This window comes from Mesorhizobium sp. B3-1-8 (genome assembly GCF_006439495.1).
Classification (GTDB): domain Bacteria; phylum Pseudomonadota; class Alphaproteobacteria; order Rhizobiales; family Rhizobiaceae; genus Mesorhizobium.
This window is the reverse complement of the sequence record NZ_VFTK01000069.1, coordinates 1-15,573: the sequence shown is the minus strand read 5'-3', so window position 1 is coordinate 15,573 and position 15,573 is coordinate 1. Positions and strand designations below refer to the sequence as shown.

The following is a 15,573-nucleotide window of genomic DNA, read 5'->3' as shown; positions in this document are numbered from 1 at the left end:
CAACTTCATGGGCTTCGTCAAACTCGCCGCTATCGCCATCTGGCTCAAATAGTTAAATCGTCACCACCGCCTAGAGCATGATCCCGAAAAGTGGGAACCGGTTTTCGGACAAGATCATGCTCCAACAAAGAGTTAGAGCGTGACGGCGATTCGACGAAACGCTATCACGGCCTAACGCGCGGTGCTCTCGCGCCGCATGAGGTCGAAGCCGAGGTCGACGATCCGCTGTTCAGGCCGATTGCCGGCGATCGCCGCAAGCGCCATGGCGACGGCGCGGGTGCCGATTTCATAGCGGTGCGTGCGCACGCTGGTGATCGAAGGAAACGACACCTGCATCATGTCGAGATCGTTGAAGCCGACAATGCCGATCTGCTTCGGCACGTCGATCGATGCGCGATGGCATTCGAACAGAACGCCAAGCGCGATATCGTCATTGTTGCAGAACACGCCGTCCAGCGTCGGTATCTTGGCCAGCGCGTCGCGGAACAACTCGCGCCCCAGCGTCACGCTTGACGGCACCGGCGTCGTGGTGACGAGCCGCGGATCGAAAAGGCCGGCGGCCTCCATGGCGGCGCGATAGCCGGCAAGGCGTCGCTGCGAACGCGGATCCATTCGCGCGCCGATGAAGCCGATCTTGCGGTATCTGGCCTGCAGGAGGTGTTCGGCGGCAGTCCTGCCGCCGTCGAAATGGGAAAAGCCGACCATCATGTCGACCGGGTCCGGCCCGGTCTCCATCACCTGCACCACCGGGCAGCCGGCATTCTCCAGCAGTCGTCGCGCGTTGGGTGTCTGGTCGATACCGGCCACGATCAGCGCCGCCGGGCGCTGCGATCCGAAAACCTGCAACAGCCGCTCTTCCTCGAGGCCCGAATAATGGGTGTTGCCGATCTGGATGCGGAACGGGCTGTCGGAAAGGCTGTCATAGATGCCGCGCACCACTTCGGCGAAGACGTTGTTGGTCAGCGAAGGCACCAGCACGCCGAACACCTCGGCGCGCGCCGAGGCAAGCGCGCGGGCATTCGGGTCAGGCACGTAGCCAAGTTCGTCGACAGCGGCCTGTATCTGCCGTCGCAGATCCTCCGATACCCGCCCGGGCTCACGCAGCGCGCGCGACACGGTGATCGCGCCGACACCCGCCTTGCGCGCCACATCGGCAATGGTCGGACGGCCGCCGCCACGGCGGGAACGCGGCTTGGTCAAGGCCCTGTCCCCCCGTCTTCGACGCGCGGCCGCAACATCACGATCGGCGTCCGTGTCATCGCGCCACCAGGTCAGCTCTGCCGATTGAGGTCGCGCATGCGTTAACCGTTGTCAAGCAACCCGGCTTCGGCGCCCGGTCGACCGAGGCGCGTCAGGCAATCGCCTCGGCGCTTCGGTTGGCTTTCCACATCAGCAGCGCAATGGCCCCGAGATTGACGAGGTTCCAGCCAATTCCGTTCAGGAAGGCAGCGGCGTAGGAACCGGTGAGGTCGTAGATCCAGCCCGACATCCAGCCGCCCACCGCCATGCCGAAGATCGTCGCCATCAGCACGATGCCGACGCGCTGGCCGGCTTCCTTTGCCGGCATATAGTCGCGCACGATGATGGCATAGCAGGGAACGATGCCGCCTTGCGACAGGCCGAAGACCAGCGAGACGACATAGAGCGACGCGAGCCCGTCGAACGGGATGTAGAAGAACAGCGACAGGCACTGCAGCGCCGAGCCGATCAGCAGCGTCTTCACCGCGCCGATGCGGTCGGCAAGGAAGCCCGAGCCGATGCGACTGATGACGCCGGCCGCCAGCATGATCGACAGCATCTCGGCGCCATGCGCGACGCCGTAGCCAAGATCCATGCAATAGGCGACGATATGCACCTGCGGCATCGACATCGCCATGCAGCAGCCGAAGCCGGCAATCACCAACAGGACCTGCAACTGCGAGGGCGACAGCGAGATTGGCTGCACCGGCCGGCCGCGCGGCGCGCCGGATGTCCCCTCATGCGGCGCGCGCCGTCGCAGCAGCAGGACCAGCGGCACCATGGTGACGAGGCAGATGACTCCGATTGTCGCATAGGTGAAGCGCCAGCCATGACCTTGCATCATATAAGGCATGACCGTCGGCCAGATCGCTCCGGCAACGTAGTTGCCGGACGCCGCCACCGTCACCGCGACGCCGCGGCGGCGGTTGAACCAGTGCGAGACGTCGGCGATCAGCGGCCCGAAAATCGCCGAACAGCCGACGCCGATCAGCAGGCCTTGGGCGAGCGTGACGCCCAGGATCGAATTCGCAAGCGACGCCAGCAGAAACCCCGCACCGAGCGCCAGCGAAGCGGCGAGCGCCGGTATCCAATACCCAAAGCGGTCGATGGCGCGTCCGATAAGTGCGTTGCCGGCGGCGAAGCCTACCATGGTCGCAGTATAGGGCATCGAGGCCGCGGCGCGATCGACGCCGAATTCGGCCTGCACCGCTGGCAGGACCACGACCACCGCCCAGGTACCGACGCCGCCGATCGTCGCCAGCAGCAGGGAAATGCCAAGCCGCGTCCATGCATAGAAGCTGTCGATGCCGGCGCTGTCTGCCGCGTTTCCTGGAACTGTCGTCACGGCGTCTCCTGTCCGCGATTTCTTCGAGATCGCGTGTTTGAGCGCACTATCGGCGCATTTCCCGCGCCGAGCAGCGCCACGAGGCATAATTCCGTGGCTCCAGAAGCGGAACCCGCCTCACCCGATGGAGTTTTGCCTGAAGAAAGGAGTTCGCCATGACCGCCAGGAAGAAATGGTCGGCCGACGTGACCGAGCACAGCGATGCGATGGATCTCGAGGATCATGTCTTTGAATCCGACGACGCCAAGAAGATCGCCGCGTCGCTGAAACGTTCGGCCGAGCACAGTCACCGCCGCAAGGCGGAGCCGTTCCAATCCGCCATGTCGATGTTGAATTTCTACATCAACCGCGCCGGCAAGAACTTGCCTGACGAGCGCAGGAAGGTGCTGGAAAAAGCGAAGGACGAGCTGCGCGTCGCGTTCGGTCGCGAAAAGCAGGATTAGGTGCTGCAACGGGAACGCAAGCCCAGGAAGCCGCCCTTCGCAAGTCGGCCTCAGCTGAATATCGACGGACCTTAGCGCGACTGGATCACTTCGTCGGTATTGGCCAGCAGCTTTCGGACCGCGTTGCGCGCCGCATCCGGCCTTCGCAGGCGAATATTCCTCTCGATCGCCTCGTGCAGCTTTTGGGCATGGTGCAAATCGTCCAGTTCGCGCGTCGTGTAGGCGAAGAGGTGGTCGAAGGCGGATTCGATCAGCACCCCCAGCGGCACCAGCAGGTCGTTGCCCGAGGCCCTGAGGATGGCGAGATGGAAGCGCGTGTCGGCCCGCGTCCGCTCTTGCAGGTTGGTCGCCGCGCCCATCTCCTGGCAGGCCTGGCTGATCTCGGCCATCTGCTCGTCGGTGCGCCGCAGCGCCGCGAAGGCGGTGGCTTCCGGCTCGATGATATGGCGGAATTCCTGCACGGTCTTGAGGAAAACCTCACGGTCCGGCGACGTGGCGTACCAGGACAGCACGTCGCGGTCGAGGAGGTTCCAGCGTTCCTTCGGTTCGACCCAGCTGCCGATCTTCGGCCGCGAGGCCAGCAGGCTCTTTGCCATCAGCATCTTGATCGCCTCGCGCACCGCCGAGCGGCTGACGTCAAAGGTCTCCGACCATTTCGCTTCGTTGGGCAGGATGGTGCCCGGCGGATAATCGCCGCGCACGATCCTCAGCCCGATCTCGCTGGCCAAGGAGGTGTGCACGCTGGCGCCCGGAATGCGTGGCGCGTTGGCCCGGCGAACGCCGGCCGGACGCTCCAGAGCTGCCGTTTTCGTCAGTTTTTTTTCGTTGTTCGGCTTCGCGTCCCGCATATGGTCCAGAAAATCCCGTTTTCAGAAGCTGTCAAGCACGGCAGGCCTGCTTTGCCCCAACGCGCGAGGATGTGCACAGATCAACCGGCATTTTGCCGCCGCCTCATGCCGTTTTGACGTATTTGCGCCAGCTGTGCTCGGGCCGGAACCCAAGCACATCGCGCGCCTTGCGGTTTGAAAGCAGCGTCTCATACTCGCCAAGCTCGGCCTTGACCGGCACGCCCGGATAAAAGCGCTTCAAGAGCTCCGCCGTCGGCAGGTCCGACGAGGTGTCGTCATTGGCCGCGTTGAACACCTGGTAGCCCAGGCCGTCCTTCTCGATGGCGCGCAAGGTGATCTGGCCAAGATCGCGCGCGTCGATGTAGCTCCAGGCGATGCGCTTGCGGAAGCCCGGATCGGCGAACCATTTCGGGAACAGCGAATATTCATGCGGCTCGATGACGTTGCCGATGCGCAGCGCATAGATGTCGGCGCCGCTGCGCAGCGCGAAGGCCCGCGCCGTCTTCTCGTTGACGATCTTCGACAGCGCGTAAGAGTCCATCGGGTCGACGTCATAATCCTCGTCGAGCGGGAAATGCGTGGGACTGCGCGGCTCATTGGCGAAAACCAGGCCGTAGGTCGTCTCCGAGGAAGCGATGATGATCTTGCGGATGCCGAGCTTCACCGCCGCTTCGATGACATTGTAGGTGCCCATCGCGTTGATGCGGAACACCTCGTTGTCCGGCGTGATCATGATGCGCGGGATTGCGGCGAAATGCACCACGGCGTCGACCGGCTGGGCTCTCAGCGACGGATCGAACTCGTGCAGGCCCATATAGCTCGACAGCGCGTTGAACACCTGGCCGCTGTCGGTGATGTCGGTGATCAGCGTGCGCACTTTCGGGTTGTCGAGCGGCCTGGTGTCGATGTTGAGCACCTGGCAACCCTGCTCGACCAGATATTGCACGACGTGACGTCCGGCCTTGCCGCTGCCGCCGGTGAACATGATCCGCTTCGTCATTTTGCTCTCCACAAGGCTTGGGAATTATGTGTATTGTCAGACAATATGGTATTCCGCAATCGCCTGCCAACCGCGATCCGCGAAAACCTTTCCGGCAATCGCCCGCCGCGCGGGCCCATCACCACGAAAGACAGGAAGAGACGACATGAGCACCACCGCTGCCCGCGAGAAAATCGGTTTCATCGGCCTAGGCCTGATGGGGCACGGCATCGCCAAGAACATCGTCGACAAGGGCTATCCGCTGACCTTCCTCGGCCGCAAGAACCGCAAGCCCGCGGAAGACCTTTTGGGACGCGGCGCCAAGGAAGTGGCCACATCCAAGGAGGTGGCCGCTGCCTCCGACGTCGTCTTCATCTGCGTCACCGGCTCGCGCGAGGTGGAGGCGATCATCCGCGGCCCTGGCGGGCTGAAGGAGGGCCTGAAGCAAGGCTCGGCCGTCGTCGATTGCTCGACCTCCGATCCGGTCTCGACCGTGGCCTTGGCCGCCGAGCTCAAGGCGCTCGGCGTCGACTATGTCGATGCGCCGCTCAGCCGCACGCCGAAGGAGGCCTGGGAAGGCACGCTCGACGCCATGGTCGGCGCGCCGGACGCGGTGTTCGCCAGGCTGAAGCCGGTGATCGAGACCTGGGCCGGCCGCATCGTCCACATCGGCGACACCGGCGACGGCCACCGCATGAAGCTGCTCAACAACTTCATCTCGCTGGGCTACGCCGCGATCTATTCGGAAGCGCTGGCGCTGGCCGAGAAGGTCGGCATCTCGCCGCCGCGCTTCGACAGCGTCATCCGCAACGGCCGCATGGATTGCGGCTTCTACCAGACCTTCATGCGCTGGACGCTGGAGGGCGACCGCGACGCGCACAAGTTCAGCATTGCCAATGCCTTCAAGGACCTGACCTATCTGGAATCGATGGCGGGCGCGGCCGGCATCGCCAACCCGCTCGGCAACGCCACCAAGAATTCCTTTGCGACCGCCTTCGCCACCGGTCCCACGGAACAGTATGTGCCGATGCTCGCTACCCACATCGGCAAGCTCAATGGCGTCGACCTGATGCCTTCGAAGGACGGCGTGAAGCAGAAGATCTGAGACGAAGGCGCCCGTCATCAAGAATGCAACTTTGAAAAAAGTCAGGGGCGCCTCGCGGCGCCCCTTTTACATTGGTTCTGGATGCGACCAGCGCCTACCTCTGGATACAGGTGTCGGCCGTTTCCTTGGTGCATTCGTCGAGGCCGGTGAAGACCGGATCGTCGACCTTCTTGTTGCCGACGAGGTCGAGCATCACCGAGGGCGCCTTGTAGCCCATTTCGAACGGCCGCTGGCCGACCAGCGCGGTCACCAGGCCTTCCTTGGCGATCGCCACCTCGTCGCCGATCGTGTCGGCGGCGCCGATGACGAACTCGTTCTTGGCGATCTTGTCGGCCATCGGCTTGAACAGGTCGCGATAGGGCTGCGGTGCGCCGAACAGCGGCCAGCCGCCCATGATGCCGAAGGCGTCGAGCTTCGGGTTGGCGGCGAGGATGTCGGTCATCGCCTGCACGCCCTTGGCGCCGTCGTCATTGGTGAACACCGGGCAGCCGGCGACTTCGGTCCAGCCGCCTTCGCCGGCAAGCGCCGCGAGGCCTTCCTTGCCCGACAGCGCATCGCGCATGCCTTGCGCGCGGCGCAGGATGTTGTCGGCCGCCGGATTGCCCTCGATGGTGCAGATCGTGCCGCCATTCGGCTTGGCCTTCTTGATGTACTCGCCGATCTTCTTGCCCATCAGGTAGTTGTCGGTGCCGAGATAGGTCTTGCGAAGGGCGGCGTCTTCCTTGGCAAGGTCGGCGTCGACCGTCATGATCGGGATCGACGGATTGGCGCTCTTGATCGTCTGCGCGATCAGCGGCGCGTTCGACGGCGAGATCGCCATCGCCGCCGTGTCGGGCTTGCTCAGCATGTCCTGCACGATCTGCGCCTCGCCGGCTTCGTCCGAGGTCGATGCCGGGCCGGTGTAGAAGCATTCATATTCCGAGCTGGCGTTTTCCTTGTTCCACTTCTCGCAGCCCTGATGGATGGCTTCGAAGAACGGATTGTCGAGACCTTTCACGACGATGACGAGCTGTTTCTTGGCCAAAGCCGGCCCGGCGCCCAACGCCATGGCGGCGACGGCGGCAAGCAAAAGTGTTTTCCTCATATCAGTCCTCCCTTGAAACAGACGGACACCGCGTGCCCGCCACACTGATCAGCCCGGATGCGTAAGAACCATGACGAGCATCTCATGATGTTCGCGTCCTTCGCCGGGCTGATAAGCATTTGCCGATCCGTTTGCCCGAATGCTGGCGCAGCCGGATCCTTGACCTTCAAACCATTTGCCCGCCCCTCCGCCGGATAGGCGGACGAGGAGCAAGATCTTCCTCCGAGGCTTAGCTTAGCTAATATCGGCTTTTCGCCAGCGTCAATTCCTATTTGTCCTACAAAACCGATTTTTCGTCGAGTCTCGAAATTAATCGTCAGACAATTGATTGACGCCCTTGTCCGCTTTTGCCTAAATGTGTGGACGCACCGTTCGGGAGGAGATGGACGGAGCAGGACGCAAGCGGCGCCGATAAAGGTCGGCGACAGCTGCGCCGTAAATGGGGAGGCATAAGGCTGGTGTCGGTTCTCGAACTCGCCAACATCTCGAAGCATTTCGGCGCCATCCAGGCGGTCAACGATGTATCATTTTCGCTGGAGGCCGGCGAGGTCGTCGGCCTGATGGGCGACAACGGCGCCGGCAAGTCGACGCTGGTCAAGATGATCGCCGGCAATTTCCACCCGAGCCACGGCACCATGCGGCTGGACGGCAAGGAGCTTGTCCTGCACAAGCCCGCGGACGCCCGCCAGCATGGCATCGAGATCGTCCACCAGGACCTCGCGCTCTGCAACAACCTGACGGCCGCGGCCAACGTCTATCTCGGCCGCGAGTTGCGCCGTGGCTTCGGTCCGCTCCGCATCCTCGACTATGGCGCCATGTACAAGCGCGCCGGCCAGCTTTTCGCCGAGCTGAAATCCGAAACGCGGCCACGCGACCTCGTCAAGCAGATGTCGGGCGGCCAGCGCCAGGCGGTGGCCATTGCCCGCACCATGCTGTCGCAGGCCAAGATCGTGCTGATGGATGAGCCGACGGCGGCGATTTCGGTCAGGCAGGTCGCCGAAGTGCTGAACCTCATCCGCCACCTGCGCGACCAGGGCATCGCCGTGGTGCTGATCAGCCACCGCATGCCCGACGTGTTCGACGTCGCCGACCGCGTCATCGTCATGCGGCGCGGCCGGAAGGTTGCCGACAAGAAGATCGCCTCGAGCTCGCCCGAGGAAGTCACCGGGCTGATCACCGGCGCCATCGAACAGGTTGCGTGATTGCGCGGAGCCTCGCGCTCCCGCCTCTCAGGAAAGGTCGATAATGGCAGTCACACTTGACCAGACGATCGCGCAGAAGCAGCACACCTTCCTGTCGCGGCTCTTCTCCAACCAGACCTTCTGGGTGGTGATCGCGGTCATCCTCGCCTGCCTGTTCCTGTCCGTCGCCACCGATTCCTTCGCCACGTCGAAGAACCTCTTCAACATCACGCGCAACGTCACCTTCATCGCCATCGTCGCGCTCGGCATGACTTTCGTCATCATCACCGGCGGCATCGATCTGTCGGTCGGCTCGGTGCTTTGCCTGTGCTCGATGGTGCTCGCCGTCACCATGCATGCCGGCTATTCGATCGAAGTGGGCATCCTGGCCTCGATCGCCACCGCGCTTGTGATCGGCGCCTTCAACGGCGTGCTCATCGCCTATCTCGGCTTCCCGCCTTTCGTGGTCACGCTCGGCATGCTGTCGGTGGCGCGCAGCCTTGCCATGGTCGCGTCCAACAACACGGTGGTCTTCCAGTTCGGACCGGACCATCAGAAGCTTCTTGCGCTGGGCGGCGGCGCCTGGCTGTTCGGCATCGCCAATCCGGTGCTCTACATGATCATCCTGGCGCTGATCACCGGCTTCATCCTGCGCTTGACCAAGTTCGGCCGGCACATCTTCGCCATCGGCGGCAATGAGCATGCGGCGACGCTGACCGGCGTTCCCGTCAAGCAGATCAAGGTCGTCGTCTACATGATCTCGGCGCTGTCGGCGGGGATTGCCGGCATCATCCAGACCGGATGGCTGGGCGCCGTCACCACCAATCTCGGCAACGGCATGGAGCTGCAGGTCATCGCCGCCACCGTCATCGGCGGCGCCAATCTCGCCGGCGGCGTCGGCACCGCGCTCGGCGCCATCGTCGGCGCCGCCCTCATCGAAGTGATCCGCAACAGCCTTGGCCTGCTCGGCATCAACGCCTTCTGGCAAGGCACTTTCATCGGCGGCGCGATCATCCTGGCGGTGCTGTTCGACCGCGTCCGCAACTTCCGCCGCAGTGACTAGCTCCCCCTATCGCTCAGTCTGAAAATCGATTCAGGCGCTTTGAGCGCAAGTTCCGCTGCGCTTGCCCGCCTTGACGCGGCCTCACCCTGGCCGCACTATTCCCCGGCAGGCGAAGGGAGGCCAGTTGCCTGCGGGAGGAACGATACCCATGACGGACGCGATCAGGCTCTATTGGGGCCGGTTCGGACATGTTTCCGTGCTGAATGTCGCCAACGACTTCGTCACCCATGCCCACGGCGAGGCGCATCTCATCATCTGGTTGGAAGGCACGGCAGGCGAAATGACCATCGGCCGCGAGACGGTGCGGCTTGGGCCGGGCACGGCGGCCGGCATCAACTCGTTCCAGCCGCACAGCCACGCCCTTTCCCGCGACGGCAAGCCCGGCCTGTTCCTCGCCTTCTACATCGACCCCGATTGGGCGCGCCGGCGCCGCGACCTTCCGTCGTCGGCGCCGCTGTTCACGCAAGCCGCGATCACACTGGAGCCTTGGCTGCATCAGGCGGCGGCGAACCTGCTCGATCACCTGACCGACAATGAGAGTATCGACGACGTCGCCAATTACGAGATCGAGCGTTTCATCGACAGCATGCTCGACGCGGCCGAGACATCCGCGCCGCAGATAGCCCGCGCGCGCATCAACACGATGCTCGATTTCCGCGTCCGCAAGGCGATCCAGCTGATGAAGGCCAATGTCTGCGAGCGCATCTCCTTCGACGACGTCGCGCGCTCGGTCGGCCTGTCCCGGCCGCACTTTTTCGCGCTCTTCAAGGAACAGACCAACCTGACGCCGAACGTCTACTGGAACACGCTGCGTATGGAGGAAGCCGTGCGCCAGTTGCAGTGGTCGCAGGAGCCGCTGATCTCGGTCGCCTGCAATCTCGGCTTCACCACCCAGGGCAATTTCTCGCGCTTCTTCCGCGACCATGTCGGCGTGCCGCCGACGCTCTACCGCGAAGCCGCGAGAGCCGTGTCTTGACCGCCTTTGCGGACTGATCCGTCGCCGCATTTTCCGACTGGTTGATACGCACTCAAGACGCATTGATAAGCGCCAGCCCGTCGACCGCCCTAGCCTGCTCCCGATCTTTGCAAGGGAGCCAGTCTATGGCGAAAGTCACCATTTCCAGCGTCATCGATGCGCCGGTCGAGCAGGTCTGGGCGCACATCCGCGACTTCAACGGCCTGCCGAACTGGCATCCGCGCATGGTGGAAAGCCATATCGAGGACGGCAAGGACGCCACCGCAATCGGCTGCGTGCGCAACTTCCAACTGGTCAGCGGCGCTCGGCTGCGCGAAAAGCTGCTCGACTTCTCCGACGACAATTTCCTGGTCAGCTATTCGATCCTGGAAACGCCGCAGCCGCTCACCAATCACAAGGCGACGCTGCAGTTGCGGCGCGTCACCGATGGTAACCGCACCTACGCCGAATGGAGCGCAAGCTTCGACGCAGCACCGGAGGAAGCCGACAAGCTGGCCGAGGGCATGGGCGCCAACGTCTTCCAGGGCGGCTTCAACGCCCTGAAGACCCATTTCGCCGGCCAGAGCTGACGGGAGCGCGCCATGTCGCTTGCGCTGCAAACTTTTTCGAGCGTGAAAGACGCCAACGCCGCCTTACGTGCCGCCGGCACGCGTTATCTCGGCGGCGGCACGCTGGTGATCCGCGCCGCCAATGAAGGCGACGTTTCCATCTCCAGCCTGATCCGTGTCAATGATCCCGGCCTTTCGCAGATCGCGGTTTCCGGCGCCAAGGTCCGGCTCGGCGCTTCGGTCACCATGGCAGCGATTGCCCGCCATCCCGAGCTCACCGCGCTTGCGCCGGCCGCCCGCGCCGTCGGCGGGCCGGCGATCCGCAACATGGCGACCGTCGGCGGCAATCTGTTCGCCCCTGCCCCTTACGGGGATTTCGCGGTGGCGCTGCTGGCACTGGACGCGACCGTCGTCACCGAAGACGGCGAAGTGTCGATCGAGACTTTTTTGGCCGATCGCGATACCAGCCGCGCCATCGTCACCGCTGCCACCTTTTCATTGCCCAAGGCTGAAAGCTTCCGCTTCCTGAAAGTATCGCGCGTCAAGCCGAAGGGTGTGTCGGTGCTGAGCATCGCCGCACGTCTGGAACGCGCACCGGACGGCACGGTGACCTCGGCGCGCATCGCGCTGGGCTGCATGGCCGATCGGCCGATACGCGCTTTAGCCACCGAGAAGGCGCTGCTCGGCTGCAAGCTCACGCCGCAGGAGATCGCGCCGGCGCTGGTGGCCGCGAGCGAAGGCATCGCGCCGATTACCGACCCGATCGCCAGCGCCTGGTACCGCGCCGAGGTCCTGCCGGTTCATCTCGGCCGGTTGCTGTCGAATTAGTCCGTGGGGGACGCGCGTCTGTCCGGTCGATCCGGGCAGGCGCGCAGGGAGGAAAAATGGCAAAAGTACCTGTCCAATTCACACTCAACGGCTCCGAAAAAGCCGAGTTCGTCGAAAGCGGCACGACGTTGCTCCACGCGCTGCGCGACAAGATCGGCGACACCTCGCCCAAGGGCGGTTGCCACCAGGGCACCTGCGGCGCCTGCTCGGTCATCATTGATGGAGAACTCAGGCTCTCCTGCCTGACGCTGACCGAGACCTGCGGCGGCGCCGACATCAGGACCACCGCCGGCCTCGCCGAAGGCGGTGTGCTGCATCCGCTGCAGCGCGCCTTCCTCGATGCCTTCGCCACGCAATGCGGCTTCTGCACGCCGGGCATGATCATGGCCGCAAAAGTGCTGCTCGACCGCACACCTAACCCGAGCCGCAAGGATGTGGTCGAGGCGCTGTCCGGCAACATCTGCCGCTGCACCGGCTACGAGCCGATCATCCAGGCGGTGCTGACGGCCGCGCGCGCCAACTCGCAGAACGCCGCCTGAGGGAACGAGCCATGGAACTGCGCAAGGACTATTTTGCCGATGTCCGCAAGGACGGCCTGCATGAGATCGGCCAGGGTCGCCCGCGGCTCGACTCGCCGGGACATGTCACCGGCAAGACCGTTTATTTCGCCGACCGAAACTTCCCGGGCATGCTGCATCTGAAGATGGTGCGCAGCCCGCACCACCATGCCCGCATCCGCTCGATCGATACGTCGGAAGCGGAGAAACATCCGGGCGTCGTGCGCGTGCTGACCGCCAGGGATGTGCCGCACAATGTCTACACCATCCTGATCCTGATCCAGATCGGGCCGGAGGACGAAACCGTGCTTGCCGACGGCAAGGTGCGCTGGAAGGGCGAGGCCGTGGTGGCGGTATTGGCGGAGACCGAGCGCGCGGCGCAGGAAGCCGCCGCCAAGGTCAAGGTCGACTATGAGGTGCTGCCGGCGGTCTTCGACATGGAGGAGGCACTGAAGCCCGGCGCGCCTTTGGTCAACGAATATCACGGCCAGAACTACTACCTCTATGACAGCGGCGAGTGCCGCAAGGTGCGCTTCGGCGATGTCGAGGCAGGCTTTGCCGGGGCCGACCACATCCTCGAACAGTCCTACCAGTCCTCGCCGATCGAGCACGCGCCGACTGAGACGACGGGCTGCGTGGTGACGCCAGAAGGCAACGACCGCTTCACCTGCTACACCAACACGCAGGCGATGTTCTTCACCCTCGACAACACCTCGATCATTCTGCAGATGTCGGGCTCGAAGCTGCATTTCGTCGGCGGCACGGTCGGCGGCGGTTTTGGCGGCAAGGTCGACGTCATCGTCGAGCCGATCGCCATCCTCGCCGCCAAGCTAACCGGACGCCCGGTCTGTTTTATCTATAGCCGTGAGGAGGAGATGCAGATCTCCTCGCCGCGCGCGGCCGAGAAGGTCGTCATCAAGGACGGCTTGATGAAGGACGGCCGCATCGTTGCGCGCAAGGTGACCGGCTACACCGATGCCGGCGCCTATTCGCGCCACTCGCCCTACGGCGCGCAGAAGGGCGCCGCGCACTATCCCGGGCCCTACACGATCCCGAATGTCTGGATCGACACCTATTGCGTCTACACCAACCGCACCCCCTCCTCCGCCATGCGTGGCTTCGGCGTCACCATCGGCGACTTCGCGCTGGAGGTGCAGATGGACAAGCTGGCCCGGCTGATCGGCATGGACCCGCTCGAATTCCGCTTCATCAACGCCTATCGCGACGGCGACATGAAGGCGCATCGCCAGCCGACCGAGGGTGCGGCGCTGATCGAATGCATGCAGGAAGCCTCGCGCGCCGCGAACTGGCCGGTGGCGGAGAAATACATGGCGATGTCCTCCTACAAGAACGGAGCTTGAGATGGCGATCCGGCGTGGACGCGGCGTCGCCGCGATCAATTATCCGACGGGCATGAATCTCGGCGGCGATCCGACCCAGGCGCTGGTCCATTCGACGCCGACCGGCAACTTCATGGTCACGCTGTCATCCGTCGATCTCGGCCAGGGCATGAAGCAGATCATGGCGCAGATCTGCGCCGAGACGATCGGCGTGCCGACCGACCGCGTCGTCGTCGACACCGCCGACACCGACACCGGCCCGCATTGCATGGGCACCTTCGCCTCGCGCGGCACGCACCGCGCCGGCAACGCCGTCATCCAGGCGGCCAAGGAAGCCCGCCAGGTGATGCTGGAAGTGGCCGCCGAAGAGCTGGAGGTGAACGCCTCCGACCTCGAGACCGACGGCCAGGGCAATATACAGGTGAAGGGCGCGCCGCAGAAATCGATCTCGATCTTCGATGTCGCCCTGTCGGCGCATTTCAAGCGCGGCCGCTCGATCTCGGGCCGCGGCATGTTCCTGATCCCGCGCTCCTACCCGGAGAAGGAGACCGGCGCGATGAAGCCCTCGACCTGCTACGCCCATGCCTGCACGGTGGCCGAGGTCGAGGTCGACGACGAGACCGGCGAAGTGACGGTGCTGACGGTCAAGAACGTCTTCGAGATCGGCCGCGCGCTCAACCCGAAGATGGTCGAGCAGCAGCTGGTCGGCGGCTCCTGGATGGGAATCAGCCACGCGCTCTACGAGACGACCGAACCCTATTATCCGAACCGCGACCATGGCGGCACCGACTTCAACCAGTATCTGATGCCTGGCCCAGGCGACCTGGCCGAGACCGAGATCATTGTGCTGGAGCGCCCTTCCGCCGATGGGCCGTTCGGCGCCAAGGGCCCCGGCGAGATGTGCGCCAACCCGCAAATCCCGGCCGTCGCCAACGCCGTCTTCGACGCGGTCGGCGTGCGCATCGACACGCTGCCGATCACGCCGGAGCGCATCCTGCGCGCGCTGAAGGCGCAGGCGGCGGGCTGATGGAAGATGACCAGCGCCGACGTCATTGAGGTCGCGGCCTCGCCGGAGGCGATAGCCGCGCGCCTTGCCGCCTCGCGCTATCTGGCCGACGACAGCCTTGCCACCGCGATCTTCCTAGCGATCCGCCTGGGCAAGCCGCTGCTGCTCGAGGGCGCGCCGGGCGTCGGCAAGACCGAAGCCGCGAAGGCGGTCGCCGAACTCCTCGGCCGCGAGCTGGTGCGCCTGCAATGCTATGAAGGCATCGACGCCGGGCATGCGCTTTACGAGTGGAACTACCAGCGCCAGCTGCTCGCCATCCGCCATGCCGGCGAGCACGAGATCGACATCTATGACGACCGCTTCCTGATCGCCCGGCCGCTGCTGCAAGTTTTGCGGGCGCCGGAGCAACGCGTGCTTCTGGTCGACGAGATCGACCGGTCCGACCACGAGTTCGAGGCGTTGCTGCTCGAATTCCTTTCCGACTTCCAGATCAGCATTCCCGAGCGCGGCACGATTCGCGCCGCGGCGCAGCCCATCGTCATCCTGACCTCGAACCGCACCCGCGAGCTTGCCGAGGCGCTGCGCCGGCGCTGCGTCTATCACTGGATCGGCTATCCCGACGCCCAGCGCGAGGCCGAGATCATCATGCTGCGCTCGGGCCACGTCGCCGAAGCCACGGCGCGCGCGGTTGCCAATGCCGTGCAGGAGATCCGCGCGCGGCCGCTGGCCAAGCCGCCCGGCATCGCCGAAGCGGTCGAATGGGCGAATGCCGCGACCATCCTCGAAAAAGGCGGCGGCCCGTGGCCGGAGGCCTTCCGCCGAGCCATCGGCGTGCTGATCAAGGACGAGGAGGATTTTTCGGCGATCGCGCCGGAGCTGGAGAGGATTGTCGAGGAGGCGCTGGGGTGATGAGCAATCGGCATTGCGCGCCTATCTCTCAGCGCTGGCGGGACAGCGCCCCCCTCTGTCCTGCCGGACATCTCCCCCACGAGGGGGGAGATTAGCAGCGTTGGCGCGCCGCTCAATTCTGC

16 protein-coding genes are annotated in these 15,573 nt (G+C 64.3%); 11 read left to right on the top strand and 5 right to left on the bottom strand.

Translation table 11 applies throughout. From position 1 onward, the window contains the following. Window positions 1-171 precede the first annotated feature (171 nt). Complete coding sequence (locus FJ424_RS32925; protein WP_140659876.1) at window positions 172-1,200, bottom strand: LacI family DNA-binding transcriptional regulator; 1,029 nt, start codon at window positions 1,198-1,200, stop codon at window positions 172-174. A gap of 151 nt (window positions 1,201-1,351) precedes the next feature. Continuing rightward, window positions 1,352-2,584: an MFS transporter gene (locus tag FJ424_RS32920; RefSeq protein WP_246677425.1), complete on the bottom strand. Its 1,233-nt coding sequence runs from the start codon at window positions 2,582-2,584 to the stop codon at window positions 1,352-1,354. A 155-nt stretch (window positions 2,585-2,739) separates the two neighbouring features. Here FJ424_RS32920 and FJ424_RS32915 point away from each other — a divergent pair, with 155 nt between their 5' ends. Then, the gene (locus tag FJ424_RS32915; RefSeq protein WP_140647987.1) at window positions 2,740-3,027 is read left to right on the top strand and encodes a DUF3175 domain-containing protein; all 288 of its coding nucleotides are present in this window, start codon (window positions 2,740-2,742) and stop codon (window positions 3,025-3,027) included. Window positions 3,028-3,098: 71 nt separating this feature from the next. Here the strand turns inward: FJ424_RS32915 and FJ424_RS32910 are convergent, their stop codons facing one another. Together FJ424_RS32910 and FJ424_RS32905 are read right to left on the bottom strand one after the other, a co-directional pair. Beyond that, window positions 3,099-3,875, bottom strand: coding sequence for a FadR/GntR family transcriptional regulator (locus FJ424_RS32910; RefSeq protein WP_140659878.1), 777 nt, complete (start codon window positions 3,873-3,875; stop codon window positions 3,099-3,101). 103 nt (window positions 3,876-3,978) lie between these two features. Next, complete coding sequence (locus tag FJ424_RS32905) at window positions 3,979-4,875, bottom strand: NAD(P)-dependent oxidoreductase (RefSeq protein WP_140659879.1); 897 nt, start codon at window positions 4,873-4,875, stop codon at window positions 3,979-3,981. Window positions 4,876-5,020: 145 nt separating this feature from the next. Between FJ424_RS32905 and FJ424_RS32900 the strand changes: the two genes are divergently transcribed. Beyond that, window positions 5,021-5,959, top strand: a complete 939-nt coding sequence (locus FJ424_RS32900; RefSeq protein ID WP_140659880.1) for an NAD(P)-dependent oxidoreductase — start codon at window positions 5,021-5,023, stop codon at window positions 5,957-5,959. Between the two features lie 94 nt (window positions 5,960-6,053). Here the strand turns inward: FJ424_RS32900 and FJ424_RS32895 are convergent, their stop codons facing one another. Further along, on the bottom strand, window positions 6,054-7,043 hold the full coding sequence (locus FJ424_RS32895) for a sugar-binding protein (RefSeq protein WP_140647991.1): 990 nt from the start codon (window positions 7,041-7,043) through the stop codon (window positions 6,054-6,056). Between the two features lie 458 nt (window positions 7,044-7,501). Between FJ424_RS32895 and FJ424_RS32890 the strand changes: the two genes are divergently transcribed. From FJ424_RS32890 to FJ424_RS32850, 9 genes are all read left to right on the top strand, one after another. After that, a complete protein-coding gene (locus tag FJ424_RS32890; RefSeq protein ID WP_140659881.1) occupies window positions 7,502-8,245 on the top strand; it encodes an ATP-binding cassette domain-containing protein in 744 nt (247 codons plus the stop codon). 43 nt (window positions 8,246-8,288) lie between these two features. Beyond that, window positions 8,289-9,287, top strand: a complete 999-nt coding sequence (locus tag FJ424_RS32885) for an ABC transporter permease (protein WP_140659882.1) — start codon at window positions 8,289-8,291, stop codon at window positions 9,285-9,287. A 148-nt stretch (window positions 9,288-9,435) separates the two neighbouring features. Then, window positions 9,436-10,263 (top strand): AraC family transcriptional regulator, encoded by an 828-nt coding sequence (locus FJ424_RS32880; RefSeq protein ID WP_140659883.1) that lies wholly within the window; start codon window positions 9,436-9,438, stop codon window positions 10,261-10,263. A 125-nt stretch (window positions 10,264-10,388) separates the two neighbouring features. Further along, entirely contained in the window at window positions 10,389-10,832 is a 444-nt protein-coding gene (locus FJ424_RS32875; RefSeq protein ID WP_140659884.1) for an SRPBCC family protein, read from the top strand. 12 nt (window positions 10,833-10,844) lie between these two features. Further along, complete coding sequence (locus FJ424_RS32870; RefSeq protein ID WP_140659885.1) at window positions 10,845-11,639, top strand: FAD binding domain-containing protein; 795 nt, start codon at window positions 10,845-10,847, stop codon at window positions 11,637-11,639. 56 nt (window positions 11,640-11,695) lie between these two features. After that, on the top strand, window positions 11,696-12,178 hold the full coding sequence (locus FJ424_RS32865) for a (2Fe-2S)-binding protein (RefSeq protein ID WP_140659886.1): 483 nt from the start codon (window positions 11,696-11,698) through the stop codon (window positions 12,176-12,178). A gap of 11 nt (window positions 12,179-12,189) precedes the next feature. Further along, window positions 12,190-13,557, top strand: a complete 1,368-nt coding sequence (locus tag FJ424_RS34415) for a xanthine dehydrogenase family protein molybdopterin-binding subunit (RefSeq protein ID WP_140659887.1) — start codon at window positions 12,190-12,192, stop codon at window positions 13,555-13,557. Window position 13,558: 1 nt separating this feature from the next. Continuing rightward, window positions 13,559-14,563 (top strand): molybdopterin cofactor-binding domain-containing protein, encoded by a 1,005-nt coding sequence (locus tag FJ424_RS34410; RefSeq protein ID WP_127303757.1) that lies wholly within the window; start codon window positions 13,559-13,561, stop codon window positions 14,561-14,563. A 6-nt stretch (window positions 14,564-14,569) separates the two neighbouring features. After that, window positions 14,570-15,451 carry a MoxR family ATPase gene (locus tag FJ424_RS32850; protein WP_140659888.1) on the top strand — a complete coding sequence of 294 codons (882 nt, stop codon included), beginning with the start codon at window positions 14,570-14,572 and terminating at the stop codon, window positions 15,449-15,451. Window positions 15,452-15,573 lie beyond the last annotated feature (122 nt).

Coding starts and splice junctions, on each gene's coding strand:
- FJ424_RS32870 (WP_140659885.1), top strand. CDS start 10,845: ATGTCGCTTGCGCTGCAAACTTTTTCGAGCGTGAAAGACGCCAACGCC.
- FJ424_RS32850 (WP_140659888.1), top strand. CDS start 14,570: ATGACCAGCGCCGACGTCATTGAGGTCGCGGCCTCGCCGGAGGCGATA.
- FJ424_RS32865 (WP_140659886.1), top strand. CDS start 11,696: ATGGCAAAAGTACCTGTCCAATTCACACTCAACGGCTCCGAAAAAGCC.
- FJ424_RS32875 (WP_140659884.1), top strand. CDS start 10,389: ATGGCGAAAGTCACCATTTCCAGCGTCATCGATGCGCCGGTCGAGCAG.
- FJ424_RS32880 (WP_140659883.1), top strand. CDS start 9,436: ATGACGGACGCGATCAGGCTCTATTGGGGCCGGTTCGGACATGTTTCC.
- FJ424_RS34415 (WP_140659887.1), top strand. CDS start 12,190: ATGGAACTGCGCAAGGACTATTTTGCCGATGTCCGCAAGGACGGCCTG.
- FJ424_RS32905 (WP_140659879.1), bottom strand. CDS start 4,875: ATGACGAAGCGGATCATGTTCACCGGCGGCAGCGGCAAGGCCGGACGT.
- FJ424_RS34410 (WP_127303757.1), top strand. CDS start 13,559: ATGGCGATCCGGCGTGGACGCGGCGTCGCCGCGATCAATTATCCGACG.
- FJ424_RS32915 (WP_140647987.1), top strand. CDS start 2,740: ATGACCGCCAGGAAGAAATGGTCGGCCGACGTGACCGAGCACAGCGAT.
- FJ424_RS32885 (WP_140659882.1), top strand. CDS start 8,289: ATGGCAGTCACACTTGACCAGACGATCGCGCAGAAGCAGCACACCTTC.
- FJ424_RS32910 (WP_140659878.1), bottom strand. CDS start 3,875: ATGCGGGACGCGAAGCCGAACAACGAAAAAAAACTGACGAAAACGGCA.
- FJ424_RS32900 (WP_140659880.1), top strand. CDS start 5,021: ATGAGCACCACCGCTGCCCGCGAGAAAATCGGTTTCATCGGCCTAGGC.
- FJ424_RS32895 (WP_140647991.1), bottom strand. CDS start 7,043: ATGAGGAAAACACTTTTGCTTGCCGCCGTCGCCGCCATGGCGTTGGGC.